Here is an 18,163-nt window from a genome sequence, read left to right on the forward strand (position 1 = left end):
ATGACGCCCGCCCGCTCCCTTGGGGACTATCTGCGCGACTGGCGGCAGAAGCGCCGAATGAGCCAGCTCGCCCTTGCCTTGGAGGCCGAAATCTCGCAGAGACATCTGAGTTTCATCGAGAGCGGGCGGTCGATCCCAAGCCGCGACATGCTGCTGCATCTGGTCGAACGGCTCGGCGTGCCGCTCAGGGATCGCAATCCGCTGCTGCTGGCCGCAGGTTTTGCGCCGCTGTTTTCCGAGCGTTCGCTCGACGATCCGACCCTTCGACCGGCGCGGCAGGCAGTCGACATGATCCTCAAGGGACACGAGCCCTACCCCGCCCTTGCGATCGACCGGCACTGGACATTGATTGCCGCCAATGACGCGATCGCCCCGCTTCTTGAGGGCGTCAGGGATCGCGCTTTGCGGGAAGGGCCAATCAACGTTCTCCGCCTCAGCCTGCATCCCGATGGGTTGGCGCCGAAGATTGTCAATCTGCCGGAATGGCGCGCACATCTCCTCGAGCGGCTGCACCAACAGATTTCGGCCACGGGAGATCCGATTCTCGGCGAACTGCTGAAGGAATTGTCCGCCTACCCGCTAAGCGGTGGCCGGCCGGAGACGAGCAGGAAAGCCGACTATGCCGGCATCGCCGTGCCGCTCGAACTGGAAACGGAAGCAGGCCTGCTCTCTTTCCTTTCGACAACCACTGTTTTCGGCACGCCCGTGGACGTCACCCTTTCCGAACTTGCGATCGAATCCTTTTTCCCCGCGAACGAGGAAACGGCAAGACTTCTCGCAACAACGGCACAGGCGAGCGGCTAGAACAAGGCGAGCAAGAGCGCCCCGCCGGCAATCAGGCTTACGCCGAGCCAGTTCATGAGATTGAGCTTTTCACCGAGAAAGACGACGCCGAAAACCGCGACAAGAACGATGGAAAGCTTGTCGATCGGCGCGACGCGTGCGGCATCGCCGATCTTCAGTGCGCGGAAATAGGCAAGCCACGAGGCTCCCGTCGCGGCGCCTGAAAGGCAAAGGAAAAGCCAGGTCTTGCCTGAAATGCCGGAGAAGGGCTGCCATTGCCCGGTTGCCACAACAATGGCGCTGATGATGAAGACGATAACGACAGTGCGGATCAGCGTGGCGAGATCGGAATTGATGCCGACGACGCCGATCTTTGCAAAGATCGCCGTCAACGCAGCAAACGCCGCCGAAAGCACCGCCCAGAAAATCCAACTCTGTGTCATCAGAACTCCACGCCGGGCTGTCCCTTGATGCCGGAACGGAACGGATGCTTGATCAGCTCCATCTCGGTGACGAGATCGGCGATCTCGATCAGCTCATCCTTGGCGTTGCGCCCGGTCAGGACGACGTGGGTCATATACGGCTTCTCGTTCTTCAGGAACTCGACCACTTCGTTGATATCGAGGTAGTCGTAGCGCAACGCTATATTGATCTCGTCGAGGAGCACCATCGAATTCCGTTCGTCGCGGATCAGTTCTTTCGCCTTCTCCCAGGCTGCACCAGCCGCAGCCACATCGCGAGCGCGATCCTGTGTCTCCCAGGTGAAGCCCTTGCCCATGGTGTGGAACTGGCAGATGTCGGAGAAGTGCTTTTCGATCAGGTCGCGCTCGCCGGTCCACATCGCGCCCTTGATGAACTGAACGACGGCAGACGGCTTTCTGTGCGCGATATGCCGGAAAATCATCCCGAACGCGGAGGACGACTTGCCCTTGCCCTTGCCGGTATGGACGATGATGAGGCCCTTTTCGTCCGTCTTCGTCGCCATGATCTTGTCGCGGGCGGCCTTCTTCTTCGCCATCTTCTCGGCGTGGCGCGCGTCGTCGTGGCCAGCGGTTTCGGTATTTTCGGCGGTCATCTCAATTCTCCCCGGATGCAAGCTTGAATGTGTCTGAAAGGTCGAAGCGCGCGGAATTGCTGCGCGGCGTCCAGAGATGGCGATCGATGGCCTCGAGCAGCCGCTCCTTGATATCCTCGAAGGCGGCTGGGTTCTTCTCGATCATGAAATCGCGCACCTTCGGATCAACCACGAAGGCCTGGTAGACGGCTTCGAAATGATGATTGCCCACAGCGCCCGTCGTTGCCGCAAAGGCAAAGAGGTAGTCGACGGTCGCGGCGATCTCGAAAGCGCCCTTGTAGCCATGGCGCATGACGCCGTCGATCCACTTCGGATTGACGACACGGCCGCGCACGACACGCCCGATCTCCTCTTCCAAAGACCGGATCACCGGCTTCTCGGGCCTGGAGTGATCGTTATGGTAGATCGCTGGCCGATCACCCGCGAGCATTTCGGCCGCAGCCGCCATACCGCCCTCGAACTGGTAATAATCGTCGCTATCAAGAAGGTCGTGCTCGCGATTGTCCTGGTTCTGCACGACCGCCTGGATCGAGCGGAGGCGCTCTTCGAAGACACCACGCTCTGCCCGGCCCTCTTCGCCGGCGCCATAAGCGTAGCTTCCCCACACGAGATAGGCTTCAGCGAGATCGGCCCGGCGTTCCCATCCCTTCTCGTCGATCAATGCCTGCAAGCCGGCACCGTAGGCGCCTGGCTTCGAGCCGAAAACGCGATAGCCGGCCCGACGGCTTGCTTGGGCCGGGTCCAGTCCGGCCGCTTCAAGCCGTGCAGCCTCGCCGCGCATGCGCTGCGCAATCGGGTTGTCGGTAGCATCTTCTTCCAGCGCCCCGACGGCACGGATTGCCTTGTCGAACAGTGCAATCTGTTCCGGAAAGGCATCCCGGAAGAAGCCTGAGATACGCAGCGTCACATCGACACGCGGATGCCGTAGCAATGCGGGCGGGATGATTTCATAGCCGGTGACGCGCCGCGAGGTCATGTCCCACACCGGCTTCACGCCGATTAAGGCCAGAGCCTGGGCGATGTCATCGCCGCCCGTGCGCATGTTCGAGGTGCCCCAGGCGGTCAGGCCGAAGGAGACCGGCCATTCGCCGTGATCCTGCACGTAACGGCGGATCACGAGTTCAGCGGACTTCTTCCCGAGCTCGTAGGCCGCCGGCGTCGGCACGGCACGGCTGTCGACCGAGTAGAAATTCCGCCCTGTCGGCAGCACATCGGGACGTCCTCGCGTGGGCGCACCTGACGGACCGGGCGGCACGAAACGCCCATCGAGCCCGCGGAGCAGACCTTCGATCTCCGCCGTCCCACAGGCGAGAATGGCTGGCCTGAGCCGCATCTCGATCTCCGCAAGAACGGCGCGCGTCGCTGCCCAGTTCTCCGGGCAGGTGAACTCAGCTGCCACCAGCTTTGCGGCAAGAAGTTCGATCCGCTCGACTGTATCGCCGTTCGTTCGCCAGACAGCGTCCGTGATGCCCACGAGAAAATCCGGATGCGGTCCAGCCCAGGCCTCGGCCATATCGCAATCGAGCGGGTCGAACGCCAAGTCGAGATCCGCGGCAATCGCACGCTGAAGGCTACGGTCACCTCCCTGTCCGAGCCCGCGCGGAACCCGGGCCAGCGCGACCGTCAGATCCGTCAGCAACCGTCCCTGCGGCGAGACGCCGAAAACATGCAGGCCGTCGCGGATCTGCATCTCCTTGAGATCGCAGAGATAGGCGTCGAGCTTCTTCAAAGCCTCCGTCTCGCTCTCACCCTTGTCAATGCCGGCATCGCGATCGAGGCCGATGTCGGCCACGAGATCGAGGATCTGCTTGCTGAGAAGCCGGATGCGGCGCGGATCACCGCCCGACGCCTCGTAGTATTCGTCGACCAGCGCTTCCAGATCCTTGAGCGGCCCGTAGCTCTCGGCACGCGTCAGCGGCGGCGTCAGATGATCGATGATCACGGCGCCGGCGCGACGCTTGGCTTGCGTCCCCTCGCCGGGATCGTTGACGATGAAGGGATAAAGATGCGGCATGGGGCCGAGGACAGCTTCGGGGTAGCATTCCACTGACAAAGCCAGCGCCTTGCCCGGCAGCCATTCCAGATTGCCGTGCTTGCCCATGTGAATAACGGCGTGGGCACCGAATTCGTGGCGAAGGAAAGCGTAAAAGGCAAGATAGCCATGCGGTGGCACGAGATCCGGGGAATGGTAGCTTTCCTTTGGATCGACGTTGTAGCCGCGCGCCGGCTGGATGCCGACCAGCAGCTCACCAAGACGCATGAACGGCAGCGCAAAAGCGCCCTCCACGACATAGGGATCGGCCTCGGGTGCGCCCCAACGCCCACAGATTTCATCCTGAATCTTTTTGGGAAAACTTCCGAACAAAGCCTTGTATCGACTCACTGAAAGCGATTCGCGAACAAGCTTCCCATCCTGTCCTGAACTTGTCGGCCCTTCCATCAGGCGTCGTATCAGCGCATCGCCATCATCGGGAATATCCGCGACTGGATAGCCGGCGCCACCCATTGCCTTCAGCACCTCGACGGTGCCGGCGGGCGTGTCCAACCCGACGCCGTTACCGAGTCTGCCATCGCGGTTCGGATAGTTCGCCATGACAAGAGCGATGTGTCTCTTGCCGACGGGTGTCGTCCGCAGATTGGCCCAGTTGGCTGCAAGCCGCGCTGTATAGCGCATCCGCTCGATATCCGGCTCGCTGCCGACAATATTGGCCTCGACGCGCGCGTCGTAGCGCGATGCCGACTTGAATGAAACCGCTCGGGCAAGCACCCGTCCGTCAACCTCCGGCAGCGCAACATTCATTCCAAGGTCGCGTGCGGAGAGCCCCTGCGAGGAAGCGGCCCACGCTTGGCGCGACGACGCCGAAAAGATCGCCTGAAGCACCACCGCGTCGTTCGCCTCGAGCACGGTCTGCTCGCGATCCGCACCAGGCGCAGACACGGCAAAGCCTGTCGTATTGATCACCACCTCGGGCTTGATGGCGTTAAAAACACTTTCGAGAATGCCCTTCGAGACAGGATCCTTGAGGCTGTAAGCAAACACCGGCAGCGGCCGGATGCCTTCAGCCAGCAGCGTATCGATCAAGGCTTCGACAGGCTTGGTCTCTCCGCTTTGCACGAGCGCGCGATAGAAGCTGACCGCGACCACTGGCGTTTGTGACACTCCCTGTACGAAGCGCACCCGTTCGTCGCACGCCGACCTCCACTCTTCGACGCCGACGACGCCCTTGCCCGGCCACCAGATCCCAGCCTTCATCAGCGGCGATGCCGCTTCCGGCTTTTCAGTTCCCGAGAGCATCGCACCGGCATAGTCCAGAAACGCCCGCGAATTGGCATCGCCGCCTTCGATGAGATAGGCCCAAAGGGCGTTCAGGTCTTCAAGCGGTACATTCGAAAATGGTGTCAACCCCGCATCGGACTTCGAATCTCCGGGCAGCACGGCGATGAACGCGCCAGATCGAGCTGCCGCCGTATGGAGCGCCTCCAGCGCATAGTGGAAGTAGCTGGCGCCACCCAGCGCCCTCACGACGATTAGCTTGGAGTGGCGGGCCGTCCGCTCGATATAGGCATCGACCGACATTGGATGCTTCAGGCTCATCAGGCTTGCCAGCCGCAGCGAGAAGCCGGCCGACGGTTCGTCATAAGCGGCGGCTATCGCGGCAAGCTCGGTATCGGCAGCCGACAGGAACAGGACATCGCCGGGCGATTGACCGAGATCGATCGCCTCCTCGGCGTCACTGATTGTTCCCTGCTGTGCCAGAAGCAGATGCATCGGTCTTGCCTTATGCCAGCGCTTCGATCGCCTTGCGCACCGCCGCTTCGTCCATCTCGTGCAAGCCGATGACGACAAGACGGGTGCCGCGTGCTTCGCCCGGCGCCCAGGCGCGATCGAAATAGTGGTCGATCCGGCTGCCGACCGCCTGCAACTGCAGGCGCATCGGCTTGCCGGGAACATCGATGAAGCCCTTGAGCCGCAGCACGTCATGTTCGCCGATGATGCCCCTCAGCGCATCCACGAAGGCTGCCGGATCGGCAACAGGACCAAGCTCGACCACGAAGCTGTCGAACTCGTCATGATCGTGCGGCACGCCGTCCTCGTGTTCGAGTTCATGGTGGGACTTGCGATTGACCACATCGTCTTCCGTACCGACGCCGAGCCCGAGCAGCACGCTTGCCGGAACCTCGCCATTGCGCGCCTCGATCATGACAGGCTTGCGAGCGATACGGGAAGCAACCTCATCGCGCACGCGACCAAGGCCGGCGGTGTCGAGAAGGTCGGTCTTGTTGAGTACGATCAGATCGGCGCAGGTCAGCTGGTCCTCGAAAAGCTCCTCGATCGGGCTCTCATGGTCGAGCGAATCGTCTTCGACCCGACGAGCCTCGACGGCATCGTGATCGTCCGCGAAGCGGCCCGCGGCAACGGCGGCGCTGTCGACAACGGTAACGACGCCATCGACGGTGACCTGCGTGCGGATATCAGGCCAGTTGAACGCCGCAACGAGCGGCTGCGGCAGCGCGAGACCGGATGTTTCAATAACGATATGGTCGGGGCGCTGTTCGCGCTCCAGAAGCTTGGTCATCGTCGGAATGAAGTCGTCGGCAACCGTGCAGCAGATGCAGCCATTGGTGAGCTCGATGATGTCATCCTCGGTGCAGTTCTCCGCGCCGCAGCCCTTGAGCACGTCGCCGTCGACGCCGAGATCGCCGAATTCGTTGATGATAAGCGCGATCTTCTTACCGTTGGCATTGGAGAGCAGATTGCGGATCATCGTCGTCTTGCCGGCGCCGAGGAAACCCGTGATCACGGTCGCCGGAATTTTCTGCTGGTTCATGAAATTCAACCCTTCATCTTCAACGGCAGTCCAGCCGCGATAAAATACACATCCACGGCCTCGGCCGCGATCATTTGATGCAGACGGCCGGCATGGTCCCGAAACTCCCGCGCCATGCGGTTTTCCGGCACGATACCGAGACCGACCTCATTGGAAACGATGACGAGACGGGCTCGTGCCGTCGGCAGATACGCCACAAGCGAGGCAAATTCCGCCCCTATGTCGCGGTCTTCCATCATCAGATTGGTGATCCAAAGCGTCAGGCAATCCACCAAAACTGCCCGCTTCTCGCCATCGATCGCCCGCAGGCAGCCGACAAGATCCAGCGGCTCTTCATGGGTATGCCAGAGATCGCCGCGATCGGCTTTGTGCTTGTCGATCCGGGCGCGCATCTCGTCGTCCCAAGCCCGACCGGTCGCCACGTAATGGTGCTCCAGGCCGCTCGAGACGACCAGTTGCTCGGCAAAACGCGATTTGCCCGAGCGCGCGCCGCCCAGGATGAAAGTCGCGCCTGATGATATCGGGCTCATGGAAAACGCTGACCGATCTTCGGAAGCCTTCCGCGAGAGACCGGAACGACTGCGGAGCGCAGCCGGCAAATCTGTCTTTCAGCCATGACAACCTCCGTGCTGGCAGCGGGCATCACCCAGGAATGGGCTTTTCGCCCGGCACAGTTGGCAGGTCTCCTGGCTCGCGGGTCTTGGCCGCGATCGGGGCAAACCGGAAACCGGTCGCCCCAGATCGTGCCAGCGGATCTTCCTCGCCTTCCCGGCTGCATTTCATGAAAAGGCGGACGATTCGTAGACGTAAGAGGCGTCCTGCCCCGGTTGATCATGATGCACTGCCAGTGACTTTTCCGTCGCCACTTTCGCACAGCCCGCCTGCACCCTTGCAGGCTGTCAGCCACGCGAAACCAACGCCGGACGGAAAACCCTGACCGCTCTACAGTCGCGGGGTCGGCTCTGATGACGGTGCCCGAATTGGGTCCACCGCTTCACATTCCCTTTTCATCCGCACCGATTCAACCGGTCCGGAACCATCCGTTATGGCGTCATCGTTAGGCAAGGCCACTCCTGAAGTCAATCAAAAGCCGTCGCTCCTAAGATTGCCGTCATCGCCGCGAAACGCTGTCAAGTCGACCTACTCTACAAGATTTATCGTCTTTTATCAGTGGCTTACGTCATAAATAATTATTGTCCGCGCCGGTCTTTTGCCGCAATTGCATCGCAAGCGGGTCGCGCCACTGATTTGCCCCTCCCTTCCTCGCACTTGAACGCGCCTGCGCCCGCCTAGTTTTCCTGCCATGCTCCTCAAAATCGATATTCGCCGCTTCGGTCCGTTTCATACCCTTCTCGATATCGGGCGGATGCGCGCCCTGCTGCGCCGCAGCGAGATGGGGATGGTCATCGCCGGCGCGATCGTCGGTGTCATATCGGGTTTGGCGGTGACCGGTATGGGTCTCATTTCCCGCGAAATGCACAGCCTGATCTTCGGAATCAGCGACGTCGAGAGACTGAGTTCGTCGCAGATCGACAACAAGCTGCTGTTGCTGACGGCGCCGGTCTGCGGCGGCATTCTCCTGGGTCTGTTGCTGTTCGTGCTTGCCAAGACCCGCAAGAAGCCGATGGTGGATCCGATCGAGGCGAACGCACTGCATGGCGGTCGGCTATCTCTCACCGATAGCATTCTGGTCGCAGTCCAAAATCTTATTTCTAATGGTTTCGGGGCCTCCGTCGGCCTGGAAGCCGGCTACACGCAGCTGGCGGCCGGACTGGCCTCGAAGCTCGGGCTGAAGCTGCAGCTTCGCCGCTCGGACCTGCGCGTTCTCGTTGGGTGCGGCGCAGCGGGTGCGATTGCCGCTGCCTTCAATGCCCCGCTGACCGGCGCATTCTACGCCTTCGAGCTCATCATCGGCTCGTATACCATCGTCTCGCTAACGCCGGTTGTGGTTTCTGCGCTGGTTTCGACGCTGGTGGCTCGGCTGCTCGGTGGCAGCGATTTCCTGATCGACGTTGGCGAATTCGGTACGGTCATGCCGGCTGATTACGTCCCGGCTCTCCTGCTCGGCGCATTCTGTGCGGGTGTCGGTATCATGATCATGCAGGGCGTTGCCTGGATCGAGGAATTGGCTCGCCGGAGTTCGATCGCGACGCCGCTGCGCCCTGCCCTTGGCGGCATCGTCGTTGGCCTCCTCGCGCTGATCACACCGCAGGTGCTGTCGGCAGGACATGGCGCGCTCCACCTCAACCTCGGGCGCGACGTCGCGATTCCGGTGCTCGTGGGCCTGTTCCTCCTGAAAGCCTTCGCCTCCGCGATCTCGATCGGTTCGGGCTTCAGAGGCGGTCTGTTCTTCGCGTCGCTGTTCATGGGCGCGCTGGTAGGCAAGTTCTTCGCCTATTCCGCCCCCTACTTCGCTCACGCTACGCTGACACCGGTCATCTACGCGGTCGTCGGCATGAGTTCGCTTGCGGTCGCCGTCATCGGCGGGCCGCTGACGATGACGTTCCTTGCTCTCGAAATTACCGGCGACTTTCCGATCACGGCGCTTGTGCTGGCGGCGGTCATCACCTCCTCGCTCGTCGTCCGCAGCACCTTCGGCTACTCCTTCGCAACATGGCGCTTCCACCTGCGCGGCGAGAGCATTCGCAGCGCGCACGATGTCGGCTGGATCCGCAACCTAACGGTTGACCGGCTGATGCGCGCCGATGTGAAGACCGCCAATGCCGCTCTCTCGATCGATGAGTTCAAGGAACGCTTCCCCATCGGCTCGGCGCAGCGGGTCGTCCTGGTCGATGGTACCGGCAAGTACAGCGGCCTCGTGCTCGTTCCGGAGATTTACGCGAACCTGACCGATACCGACGAAACCGGCAAGGATCTCAGCGAATTCATCCGCTACAAGAACGATTTCCTGCAGCCGCAGATGAACGCCAAGCAGGCAGCTGCCATCTTCGACAAGACCGAAAGCGAAGCGCTCGCCGTCGTCAACAATCTGATTGAGCGCAAGGTTGTCGGCCAGTTGAGCGAGGCGCATACGCTGCGCCGTTACAGCGAAGAACTCGATCGCCGCCGCCGCGAAATATCCGGCGAGATCTAGCCGAGAAGTTCGTCCAGCCAGCGCCGGTCAAGACAGGCTTCCAGCTCGGCCGCAACGTCGTCCAGGGCTTTCTCGACGCCGGCACGATAGTCATTCGTGTCGCCCGAAAGGCCAAAGCTGCGCAGCAAGCGAGAACGGTAGATGTCGCTGGCGAACAGCCCATGCAGATAGGTTCCCGCAATCCGGCCGTCTGCCGATACCGCGCCATCCGGCCTGCCATCGACGATCGCGAACGGCCGGCCGCAGTCTTCGCCGGAGGTGATACCGAGATGGATCTGGTAGCCGGAAAGCGGGGACCCGTCCTCCACTGCTGTCGCAACACTGTTGCGGACGGTCTTTTCAGGCGCCATCTCCGTCTCGACGTCAAGCAGCCCGAGGCCCGCCATATCCACCGCATGTCCCTCGATGCCCAGGGGATCATGGACCTTGCGCCCGAGCATCTGATAGCCGCCGCAAATCCCGATCACCCGACCACCCCGCTTCACATGGGCCAGTATGTCGGCATCCCAACCCTGCGCACGCATATCAGCCAGGTCTGATATCGTTGATTTCGAACCGGGCAAGATCACCAGCCGCGCGTCCGCAGGCAGCCGCTCGCCCACGCGGACGAAAACCAAATCGACATCCGGCTCCGCCTTCAAGGGGTCGAGATCGTCGAAATTTGCGATGCGGGTAAAGACCGGCACGGCGACCTTGAGTGCCCCCGTGCCGCCGCGTGCGAGGCGTTCCAACGCCACCGAGTCCTCGGCCGGCAGACGCGAAGCGTGCTTGAGCCACGGCACGACACCGAAGCATGGCCATCCGGTGAAGCGGCGCACCGCATCGATACCCGTATCAAAGAGCGAGACGTCGCCACGGAACTTGTTGATGAGGTAGCCGGATATCATTGCCCGGTCGTCCTCGGAGAGGATCGTATGCGTCCCAACCAGCGAGGCGATCACGCCCCCGCGGTCAATATCGCCGACAAGCACGACAGGCACACCGGCACGGGTGGCAAATCCCATATTGGCGATATCGCCGGCCCTGAGATTGATTTCGGCGGGCGAACCTGCGCCTTCCACGATCACAAGATCCGCTCCGGCCGAAACGGCCGAAAAGCTCTGCATCACGTAGTCGAGGAGCGCTGGCTTGAGTTTCTGATAGTCCCGTCCCTTGGCCTGCCCCCAGACCTTGCCCTGAACGATGATCTGGCTGCCGTATTCGGATTGCGGTTTGAGCAATACAGGATTCATGTGCACCGAGGACGGCACACGCGCGGCAAGCGACTGCAGCCATTGCGCCCGGCCGATCTCGCCGCCGTCGTCGGCGACCGCGGCATTGTTCGACATGTTCTGCGGTTTGAAGGGACGGACCGAAAGGCCACGATTGGCAGCAAGACGGCAAAGCCCCGCGACAAGAACGGTCTTGCCGACATCGGAGCCGGTCCCTTGCAGCATGATGGCCTTGGTCATTGTCACGGAACTCCGGAGAACCCGACCCCCGCCTACAACGGCCTCTCTGCCGTGGTCAATCGCAAGCGCCGAAAATGCGAAGGCCACGTCACCCGCTTAGGGTAGCGCGGCCTGCCGAAATACGCTGGCGCATTCGCCCATACACGGCGAAGCTCACGTTCTCCGGGACGCATTACCTGATCCGGAGAAGCGGCGGTGTCCCCCGCCACGGAAGAACAGATACCGCCACATTGTTACCGGACGGTTAGCAACTCCCTAAGCAAAGATGAATTTCGGCATTTTCCGGCTTTGGGACGCTCGTGGTAACCTTTTGGTGGGGCTGGCAATACGTTTTCAAATCAGACGCTTAGACTTCACGCCTCATGCACAGAAGAACGATTGATTTCCACAGCCGAACGCGTAGGCTGCCATTCCAAGGCATCAAGACGAGCGCCACAGCAATAGCCGGACAAACAGGATAAAGATCTCCGCAAGACGCGGAACGCCTAGTTGTGGCGGGGCAGCAAGAATGGGAAGGCAAATGAGATCTCTCTGCACGTCGATCCTGCTCGCCGCAGGAATCTGTGCGGCCGCTACGACTGCGCAGGCTGCCGAATGCGGCAACGTCACCATCGCTGAAATGAAGTGGGCTTCGGCGGGTATTGCGGCCAACTTCGACAGGTTCATTCTTGAGAAGGGTTATGGCTGCTCTGTCAAAATCGTCCCGGGCGACACGATGCCGACCTTCCTGTCGATGAACGAGAACGGTGAGCCGGATATCGCTTCGGAGTTCTGGATCAATTCCGTCCGCACAGAACTCGACGGTGCGGTCAAGGAAGGCAGGCTGATCCTGGCGGCGGAAATCCTTTCGGAGGGAGCTGTCGAAGGCTGGTGGATACCCAAATTCGTCGCCGACGCTAACCCCAATATCCGCAGCGTACAGGATGCGCTCAAGCATCCGGAACTCTTCCCCGCGCCGGGAAATGCATCGCAGGGCGCCGTCTTTAGTTGCCCCGTCGGCTGGAGCTGTCAGATTTCGACATCCAACCTGTTCCGCGCGCTGGACGCCGAGAAGAGCGGGTTTCAGTTGATCGAAACCGGCAGCCCACAGGACCTTGATGATTCTATCGCAAACGCCTTCCAGAAAAAGGAGGGCTGGCTTGGCTATTACTGGGCACCCACGGCCGTCCTCGGCAAATACGACATGACGCGCCTGAGCTTCGGCGTGGGTCATGACAAGGCAGAATGGGATAAGTGCACATCTGTCCCCGGCTGCGCGCGGCCGCAGGTGAATTCCTATCCCGTCTCACGGGCCTTTACGATTGTCACCAAAGCCTTCGCCGACCGTGCCGGACCGGCCATGGATTACCTGAAGCTCCGCTCGTGGGACAATACGACAATCAACGAAGTGCTCGCCTGGCAGGATGACAACCACAAGAGCAACGAGGAAGCCACCGTCTACTTCCTCCAGAACTACGCCGCGCTATGGACCAAATGGGTTCCTGCCGATGTCGCGCAGAAGGTCAAGGCCGGGCTCTAGGAAGAGCAAAGCAATCGCTCACCAGACGGTGCAATATTCTTCGATTGGTCAGCGCAGGATTCGCGCAAGAGTGAGCGGGGAAAAGGAGCAGCCGTCTTCTGACGGTATCGGTTTCCTGTAAGCGGCGGCACCCAATCGTGCCAAGCTGCTTGCCCAGACGAAGAGAAAAAAGATGACATCCACCCCGTTTCCCGACCGCGACACAATCGCCTCGAAGCTTGCCAGCCTGGAGGAGCAGGAAAAATCCTACGTCTCCCTGCTGATGGAAAATGCGGCACAGGACGAGAACGTCATCGATGGTCTTCACCGTCACCTGAACAATGCCGCGAGCGCGCCATTCCTGAATACGCTGAAACTCGAGAGCCTTGGGAGATGGATTGGCGGCGCAGCGCCGGCCCGCCTGCAGATACGCCTCATGGAGGCAGCGAAATCAAGCCAGCACCCGGCCTATGCGGCGTTCCGGAGTGGGCTTTCGCGTTCCGGCGGGCTGGAAAGGGCCTACCCGCCGGCGGTGATCTGACGCCGTCTTACCTGGTGGCCGCGCGACCGACCGAACGACCTGCATCCTGAGTCGCGTTTACGGCATTTGCCGTGTCGCGACCGATGCCGCGGATTGTGTTTCCACACGAAGAAAGCACGAGCAGAATTGCGAGGGCGGAGCCGATCTTGGCCATTGTCGTCATTGCGAAATCCTTCTTTTCAATCGTCCACGCGCGGGCGACTCCGCGCGCATTAAACCCCGGAGGAAGAAAAGAGGTCCGTACTAAGTTGTCAAGCCGCTACGGCCTTGGCTTTTTCCGCAAAGGCAAAGCGGATGCTATCGGCTACCGCCCGCATCGGGTTGTTCATCTGTGACGCAGTGAGCAGCCTGATGTCGAAGGAACCGAGTTCGGGCAGCCCCTCCTGCACGCCGAGAATTGTCATCTCATCAGTGACATAGGAGCGCGGCAGGGGCGCGATCGCGAGGTCGGAAACGACGGCCGCTCGCTGGGCCATGGTGTGACCGCTAAGAAAAGCGACACGATAGCCGCGCTTCATTCGCTCAAGCTGAGACAGTGCCTCAGAGCGCCAAATGCAGCCATCCTCCCAGATCGAGATCGGCAGCGGATCGCGGCGGTGCGCCGTACCACATTTGGCACCGGCCCATACAAGCCTCTCGCGGAAGACGATCTCCCCATCCGTCGGCAGCGGACGCGTCGCGCAATTGATCAGTGCCAGGTCCAGGCGCTGCTCTTCCATGCGCTTCTTGAGGCCGATGCTCATGTCAATGGTGACATCGACCATGATGCTCGGGAAACTCTCGGCGAAGCTTTTCAGGATATTCGGCAGCAGCCGTTCGCCGATATCTTCAGGCGCGCCGAGCCGCACCACGCCGCTCAGCTCGGGCATGATGAACCGCGAGACGGCCTCGTTCGACAGAGCGAGGATGTTGCGCGCGTAGGAGAGCAGCACTTCGCCATGCTGGGTCAGACTGACCGATCGCGCATCACGCAGAAACAGCGTGGCGCCGAGTTGCTCTTCCAGCTTCTTGATCTGCATGGATACCGCCGACGGCGTCCGATAGACGGCTTCCGCGGCCGTGGAAAAATTGCCGGTCTCTGCAATGGCAACGAAGGTGCGCAGCACGTCGTTGTCAAGCAAAGGAATGGGACGGCGAAAGGGAATGCTCATCGTCACATCTTTCAATTTTTCTGAATTTGACTTCCATATCATTTTGTTTGATTGAAAGTCAACCCGACAATACCCTTGGTTCATAGCGGCTAGTACTGATGAAAGGAGGCCGCGATGAACACGCTCATTGTAATCTTCGACATCTTCTACGCATTCAGATCTCGTCAGATCTCACGTCAGACACGCAATCGCACACGAGATCAGTTGGCTCGACTGCCGAGGCATCTCGCTGATGACCTCGACCTACAGGCACTAGGTATGACCGTCCCTCGCTGAAGATGCGAGCGCCGCCAGCGGCTTCAAAGACGCATCGAAAGGTTCTAATATACGCTCCGGGCGCGGCGACGGAGCGTAAGGACCATCGCGATGAACGATGCGTGTTTCCAAGGCGATATCCCTGCAGCATACGATCGGTATCTGGTGCCGATCCTGTTTGACCCTTATGCCGCCGATCTGGCGCAGCGCCTGGCATCGGTTCATCCGCACCGCGTTCTCGAAGTCGCAGCCGGGTCCGGGGCCCTCACGCGCGCGATATCGTCGGCGCTTCCGCACGCCCAAATCATCGCCACCGATTTGAACCAGGCGATGCTGGATGTCGCCGCATTGAGACATTCTGGCGGGCATATCGCATGGCGACAGGCTGACGCGTTGAGCCTGCCCTTTCCCGATCACATCTTTGACACCGTCACATGCCAGTTCGGCGTCATGTTCTTTCCCGATAAGCAACGCGCCTACCGCGAAATCCTCCGCGTACTCAAGCCGAAAGGGACCTTCCTCTTCAGCACCTGGGACTCCCTCGAGAGCAACGCCTTCGCAAAGGTCATGATGACTGAGACGGATGCATTGTTTCCAGAAGATCCGCTGGACTTCTTCCGGCGAACGCCGCACAGCTATTTTGATGCCGAGGCGATCCTCTCGGAACTCGAACGGGCCGGATTCGAGTCGGCCGCTTTCACCAAGGTCGAAAAGACTGCCCATGCGTCCTCGGCAAGGGACGCCGCAACCGCCTTCTGCAAGGGCAGCCCGCTCCGCATGGAAATCGAAGCCCGCAACCCGAAATTCGACGTCGTGGCACGAGTCACGGCGGCTCTCGAGCAGGCTTTCGGCAAAGGTCCGATCGAAGGGCCGATGTCAGCGCTGGTGTTCACCGCCGAGGCGCCACGGTAGATATCACGCGCACGGCAGCCGCTCATTGTGCCGACGCGCAAAGGCGCGCACCAAAACACGGCTCGTCCGACAATGCCTCGAATTGTCGGAACATCCGATGCTAGGAGCCGTTCCTTGTGGGCAACGCACGCTTTGCTTTGTCGTTGCGCTGACTGCGTTTCCCTCAACTGCAGTCGCAGAGGCCCGGCGCTGTCCAAACCAGCACCGGGCTTTGTCCGCTCATCTCGGCGATCTCCCCTCCATCTATTTCAGTAATGACTAAAATAAAACTTGAAATCGCCGCGTCGGAAACGATGATGCTTGCTGTCAGCTAGGAGGGGCGTTGATGTCACAGTATCAGGAGACGCGGCGGTTCAAATGCACGGGCGGCGCAGGAAATCCCTGCATTGTCATCGAACAGATCAGGGTTGCCGATGAAGCCATCCCTAGGCCCAGAACCGATTACATGACAATGGATGGCGAGGTCGCCAATCGCCTCGACAAGAAGCACTTCCTGATCTTGATGAAGGGTGAGGTTGTGAAGATCCAGAGGGCGCTGAGGAAGAAACACTGAGCCGGGGCCCGTCGGCATCGGCGTCGCGGCGGGCAAGCCGGTCCTCGTCGGCAGACAGATCCTGTGGATCTTCGCATGACTAAGGCGTCACCGTTGGGTAGATGTCATCATCGCGTCATCTGACGGTGATGTTTTGACTCACCGAGCGCTGAGACTCGTTTTCATTCCGGCGCTGTTCACCGCTGGAATGACTGATGCTGTATATCATTGCCGTCGCCGGTGCCCTGCTGGCAGCCAATACCCTCAGCCTTATGATCGCAGGATGGCGAATTCGGTCCCGCCAAGACAAGACGCCAAGTGTCGCTGTGCGTCCGCCTGTCTCGATCGTGATACCCCTTTGCGGCATAGAACAGTTCTCGCGGGAAACACTCGAAAGCGCGCTGATCCTGGATTGGCCCGACTACGAAGTCATTTTTTGCGTTGCAGACAAGGCCGATCCGATCATTGGTCTGGCGGAGAACACCCTCCGAGCAAGGCCGCTGGCAAATGCAAGGATTTTGATCGGGGATGACCGCATCAGCGCAAATCCGAAACTCAACAACTGCGTCAAGGGCTGGAGCGCGGCGGCGCATGAATGGGTCGTCCTTGCCGATTCCAATGTCCTGATGCCGGCGAACTATCTCGCACGCCTTATGGCCGCATGGCGACCCGACAGCGGCCTCGTTTGCTCGACGCCACTTGGCTCCCGTCCGAGCGGATTTTGGGCGGAGGTCGAATGTGCTTTTCTCAACACCCACCAAGCCCGTTGGCAATATGCCGGGGAAGCGCTTGGATTCGGCTTCGCGCAAGGCAAGAGCATGCTCTGGCAAAAGACGATCCTCGACGCCCACGGTGGCATCCAAGCCCTTGCGGCCGAGATCGCAGAAGACGCCGCCGCCACAAAGCTGGTCAACAGCATGGGCCTCAAGGTGCATCTCGTCGCCGGACCATTCGAGCAGCCCCTAGGCAGAAGGACCTTCCGCGAGCTCTGGGCCAGGCAGTCTCGTTGGGCGCGGCTGAGACGCGTCACTTTCCCGCACTTCTTCGCGCCGGAGATCCTGCTTGGCGTAGTTCCTCCCCTATTGCTGGGCCTGAGCGCTGCCGTCGTTTCCGGCACCAGTCTCGTTACTACAACCCTGGCAGTCTTATGCACCGCCTACGCGCCGGAACTTATTCTTGCAGCCCGCAAGCATTGGCACCTATCCCTGCTGTCACTCCTCGCAATGGTTACCCGCGATGTCTTGCAGCCAGCGATCTGGACACGGAGTTGGTTGAGAGGCAGTTTCGATTGGCGCGGAAACATTATGGTGATCAGATCGCAGGAATCGCGCCTGGAGGGTGGAGTAGCCGAACCGATTGCAGGCCCCTAAACTAGGGCAATCGACATACCGCGGCGGCCGCCAGCCGCCCAAGTTGCCCTCGGGACATATGAATCCGCCCCGCCAGATCGGCCACTGTTCCGCCGGCAGCGCTGTGCCCGCATCTCCCTTTAGATCAACACCATGCGTGGCGGCTCCTCCCCGCGCCGCCGGTAGGCACGACGCCCCTCGAATTGAATTGGCCGTGTCGGCAGATATCCAATCCGCCGCGCGTCGCCATCGTTCAAAATCACTGATGATATCCATAAATGCTATTCGTTTGATTGATGGGACGAAAACACCCATATTTTACTCATCAAACAAGGCGTCATCCGACGAAGAAAGGAACGGCTATGACGACGATTACCTTCAGGCACACCAAGGCGTCCTCAAGCGAAGCTCATGCGCATATTGTCGACTATGCCCGCAAGCTTGTTCATGCTTGGCACCAGTGGCAGGCCGCCCGCGAAATCGAATCCATGCCCTTCGACATGCGTAAGGACATTGGCTGGCCGTCGGCGGATGGCGCGGATGAACGCAAGGTTATGTAATGAATCCGACATTCCTCCCCGCGTGAGAGCGGCGCCCGCCTTCGTGCAGCGCCGCTTTCTCCGTCTTTAGGGGCTCCTAATTAAATCTTGAATTTCAGACACATATATTTTCTTCGAGCGCCTTTTTCGAACT

16 protein-coding genes and 1 riboswitch are annotated in these 18,163 nt (G+C 60.5%); of the genes, 8 read left to right on the top strand and 8 right to left on the bottom strand.

The window, feature by feature from the left end; all coding sequences use genetic code 11:
* A complete protein-coding gene (locus IB244_RS28760) occupies positions 1 to 804 on the top strand; it encodes a helix-turn-helix domain-containing protein (RefSeq protein ID WP_192240626.1) in 804 nt (267 codons plus the stop codon).
* On the opposite strand, the gene IB244_RS28765 is transcribed toward IB244_RS28760, so the two are convergent.
* Genes IB244_RS28765 through cobU form a run of 5 tightly spaced genes read right to left on the bottom strand, consistent with a single transcriptional unit; the run spans position 801 to position 7,217 of the window.
* On the bottom strand, positions 801 to 1,226 hold the full coding sequence (locus IB244_RS28765; RefSeq protein ID WP_192306520.1) for an EamA family transporter: 426 nt from the start codon (positions 1,224 to 1,226) through the stop codon (positions 801 to 803). The genes IB244_RS28760 and IB244_RS28765 overlap by 4 nt on opposite strands.
* Positions 1,226 to 1,858 (bottom strand): cob(I)yrinic acid a,c-diamide adenosyltransferase, encoded by a 633-nt coding sequence (gene cobO, locus IB244_RS28770; protein ID WP_192306522.1) that lies wholly within the window; start codon positions 1,856 to 1,858, stop codon positions 1,226 to 1,228. Before cobO ends, IB244_RS28765 begins: the two co-directional genes overlap by 1 nt.
* 1 nt (position 1,859) lies before the next feature.
* Complete coding sequence (gene cobN, locus IB244_RS28775) at positions 1,860 to 5,627, bottom strand: cobaltochelatase subunit CobN (RefSeq protein ID WP_192306524.1); 3,768 nt, start codon at positions 5,625 to 5,627, stop codon at positions 1,860 to 1,862.
* Between the two features lie 10 nt (positions 5,628 to 5,637).
* On the bottom strand, positions 5,638 to 6,687 hold the full coding sequence (gene cobW, locus IB244_RS28780) for a cobalamin biosynthesis protein CobW (protein ID WP_192306526.1): 1,050 nt from the start codon (positions 6,685 to 6,687) through the stop codon (positions 5,638 to 5,640).
* Positions 6,688 to 6,692: 5 nt separating this feature from the next.
* Positions 6,693 to 7,217, bottom strand: a complete 525-nt coding sequence (cobU, locus tag IB244_RS28785; RefSeq protein WP_018854709.1) for a bifunctional adenosylcobinamide kinase/adenosylcobinamide-phosphate guanylyltransferase — start codon at positions 7,215 to 7,217, stop codon at positions 6,693 to 6,695.
* A gap of 128 nt (positions 7,218 to 7,345) precedes the next feature.
* Positions 7,346 to 7,743: riboswitch (cobalamin riboswitch) on the bottom strand.
* A 247-nt stretch (positions 7,744 to 7,990) separates the two neighbouring features.
* Between cobU and IB244_RS28790 the strand changes: the two genes are divergently transcribed.
* The gene (locus IB244_RS28790; protein ID WP_018854708.1) at positions 7,991 to 9,781 is read left to right on the top strand and encodes a chloride channel protein; all 1,791 of its coding nucleotides are present in this window, start codon (positions 7,991 to 7,993) and stop codon (positions 9,779 to 9,781) included.
* Here IB244_RS28790 and IB244_RS28795 read toward each other — a convergent pair.
* Positions 9,778 to 11,232, bottom strand: a complete 1,455-nt coding sequence (locus IB244_RS28795; RefSeq protein ID WP_192306528.1) for a cobyric acid synthase — start codon at positions 11,230 to 11,232, stop codon at positions 9,778 to 9,780. The two genes, IB244_RS28790 and IB244_RS28795, sit on opposite strands and share 4 nt — an antisense overlap.
* A 520-nt stretch (positions 11,233 to 11,752) precedes the next feature.
* On the opposite strand from IB244_RS28795, the gene IB244_RS28800 reads away from it, so the two are divergent.
* Positions 11,753 to 12,751 carry a glycine betaine ABC transporter substrate-binding protein gene (locus IB244_RS28800; protein WP_062371170.1) on the top strand — a complete coding sequence of 333 codons (999 nt, stop codon included), beginning with the start codon at positions 11,753 to 11,755 and terminating at the stop codon, positions 12,749 to 12,751.
* 172 nt (positions 12,752 to 12,923) lie between these two features.
* Positions 12,924 to 13,271, top strand: a complete 348-nt coding sequence (locus tag IB244_RS28805) for a hypothetical protein (RefSeq protein WP_192306530.1) — start codon at positions 12,924 to 12,926, stop codon at positions 13,269 to 13,271.
* A gap of 7 nt (positions 13,272 to 13,278) precedes the next feature.
* Here the strand turns inward: IB244_RS28805 and IB244_RS28810 are convergent, their stop codons facing one another.
* Both IB244_RS28810 and IB244_RS28815 read right to left on the bottom strand, forming a co-directional pair.
* Positions 13,279 to 13,434, bottom strand: coding sequence for an entericidin A/B family lipoprotein (locus IB244_RS28810; protein ID WP_007788385.1), 156 nt, complete (start codon positions 13,432 to 13,434; stop codon positions 13,279 to 13,281).
* Between the two features lie 88 nt (positions 13,435 to 13,522).
* Complete coding sequence (locus tag IB244_RS28815; protein ID WP_025660718.1) at positions 13,523 to 14,464, bottom strand: LysR family transcriptional regulator; 942 nt, start codon at positions 14,462 to 14,464, stop codon at positions 13,523 to 13,525.
* Positions 14,465 to 14,788: 324 nt separating this feature from the next.
* Between IB244_RS28815 and IB244_RS28820 the strand changes: the two genes are divergently transcribed.
* From IB244_RS28820 to IB244_RS28835, 4 genes are all read left to right on the top strand, one after another.
* The gene (locus IB244_RS28820) at positions 14,789 to 15,589 is read left to right on the top strand and encodes a class I SAM-dependent methyltransferase (RefSeq protein WP_018854702.1); all 801 of its coding nucleotides are present in this window, start codon (positions 14,789 to 14,791) and stop codon (positions 15,587 to 15,589) included.
* 325 nt (positions 15,590 to 15,914) lie between these two features.
* Entirely contained in the window at positions 15,915 to 16,142 is a 228-nt protein-coding gene (locus IB244_RS28825) for a hypothetical protein (protein ID WP_018854701.1), read from the top strand.
* Positions 16,143 to 16,336: 194 nt separating this feature from the next.
* Entirely contained in the window at positions 16,337 to 17,491 is a 1,155-nt protein-coding gene (locus IB244_RS28830) for a glycosyltransferase (RefSeq protein WP_192306532.1), read from the top strand.
* A 341-nt stretch (positions 17,492 to 17,832) separates the two neighbouring features.
* On the top strand, positions 17,833 to 18,030 hold the full coding sequence (locus tag IB244_RS28835) for a hypothetical protein (protein ID WP_018854699.1): 198 nt from the start codon (positions 17,833 to 17,835) through the stop codon (positions 18,028 to 18,030).
* Positions 18,031 to 18,163: the final 133 nt, after the last annotated feature.

It is taken from the genome of Rhizobium sp. RHZ02, from assembly GCF_014851575.1.
Classification (GTDB): Bacteria; Pseudomonadota; Alphaproteobacteria; order Rhizobiales; family Rhizobiaceae; genus Rhizobium; species Rhizobium altiplani.

Bases quoted from the DNA above. Each gene is read 5' to 3' on its own strand.
- IB244_RS28760 (WP_192240626.1), top strand. From the start codon at position 1: ATGACGCCCGCCCGCTCCCTTGGGGACTATCTGCGCGACTGGCGGCAG.
- IB244_RS28765 (WP_192306520.1), bottom strand. From the start codon at position 1,226: ATGACACAGAGTTGGATTTTCTGGGCGGTGCTTTCGGCGGCGTTTGCT.
- cobO (WP_192306522.1), bottom strand. From the start codon at position 1,858: ATGACCGCCGAAAATACCGAAACCGCTGGCCACGACGACGCGCGCCAC.
- cobN (WP_192306524.1), bottom strand. From the start codon at position 5,627: ATGCATCTGCTTCTGGCACAGCAGGGAACAATCAGTGACGCCGAGGAG.
- cobW (WP_192306526.1), bottom strand. From the start codon at position 6,687: ATGAACCAGCAGAAAATTCCGGCGACCGTGATCACGGGTTTCCTCGGC.
- cobU (WP_018854709.1), bottom strand. From the start codon at position 7,217: ATGAGCCCGATATCATCAGGCGCGACTTTCATCCTGGGCGGCGCGCGC.
- IB244_RS28790 (WP_018854708.1), top strand. From the start codon at position 7,991: ATGCTCCTCAAAATCGATATTCGCCGCTTCGGTCCGTTTCATACCCTT.
- IB244_RS28795 (WP_192306528.1), bottom strand. From the start codon at position 11,232: ATGACCAAGGCCATCATGCTGCAAGGGACCGGCTCCGATGTCGGCAAG.
- IB244_RS28800 (WP_062371170.1), top strand. From the start codon at position 11,753: ATGAGATCTCTCTGCACGTCGATCCTGCTCGCCGCAGGAATCTGTGCG.
- IB244_RS28805 (WP_192306530.1), top strand. From the start codon at position 12,924: ATGACATCCACCCCGTTTCCCGACCGCGACACAATCGCCTCGAAGCTT.
- IB244_RS28810 (WP_007788385.1), bottom strand. From the start codon at position 13,434: ATGACGACAATGGCCAAGATCGGCTCCGCCCTCGCAATTCTGCTCGTG.
- IB244_RS28815 (WP_025660718.1), bottom strand. From the start codon at position 14,464: ATGATATGGAAGTCAAATTCAGAAAAATTGAAAGATGTGACGATGAGC.
- IB244_RS28820 (WP_018854702.1), top strand. From the start codon at position 14,789: ATGAACGATGCGTGTTTCCAAGGCGATATCCCTGCAGCATACGATCGG.
- IB244_RS28825 (WP_018854701.1), top strand. From the start codon at position 15,915: ATGTCACAGTATCAGGAGACGCGGCGGTTCAAATGCACGGGCGGCGCA.
- IB244_RS28830 (WP_192306532.1), top strand. From the start codon at position 16,337: ATGCTGTATATCATTGCCGTCGCCGGTGCCCTGCTGGCAGCCAATACC.
- IB244_RS28835 (WP_018854699.1), top strand. From the start codon at position 17,833: ATGACGACGATTACCTTCAGGCACACCAAGGCGTCCTCAAGCGAAGCT.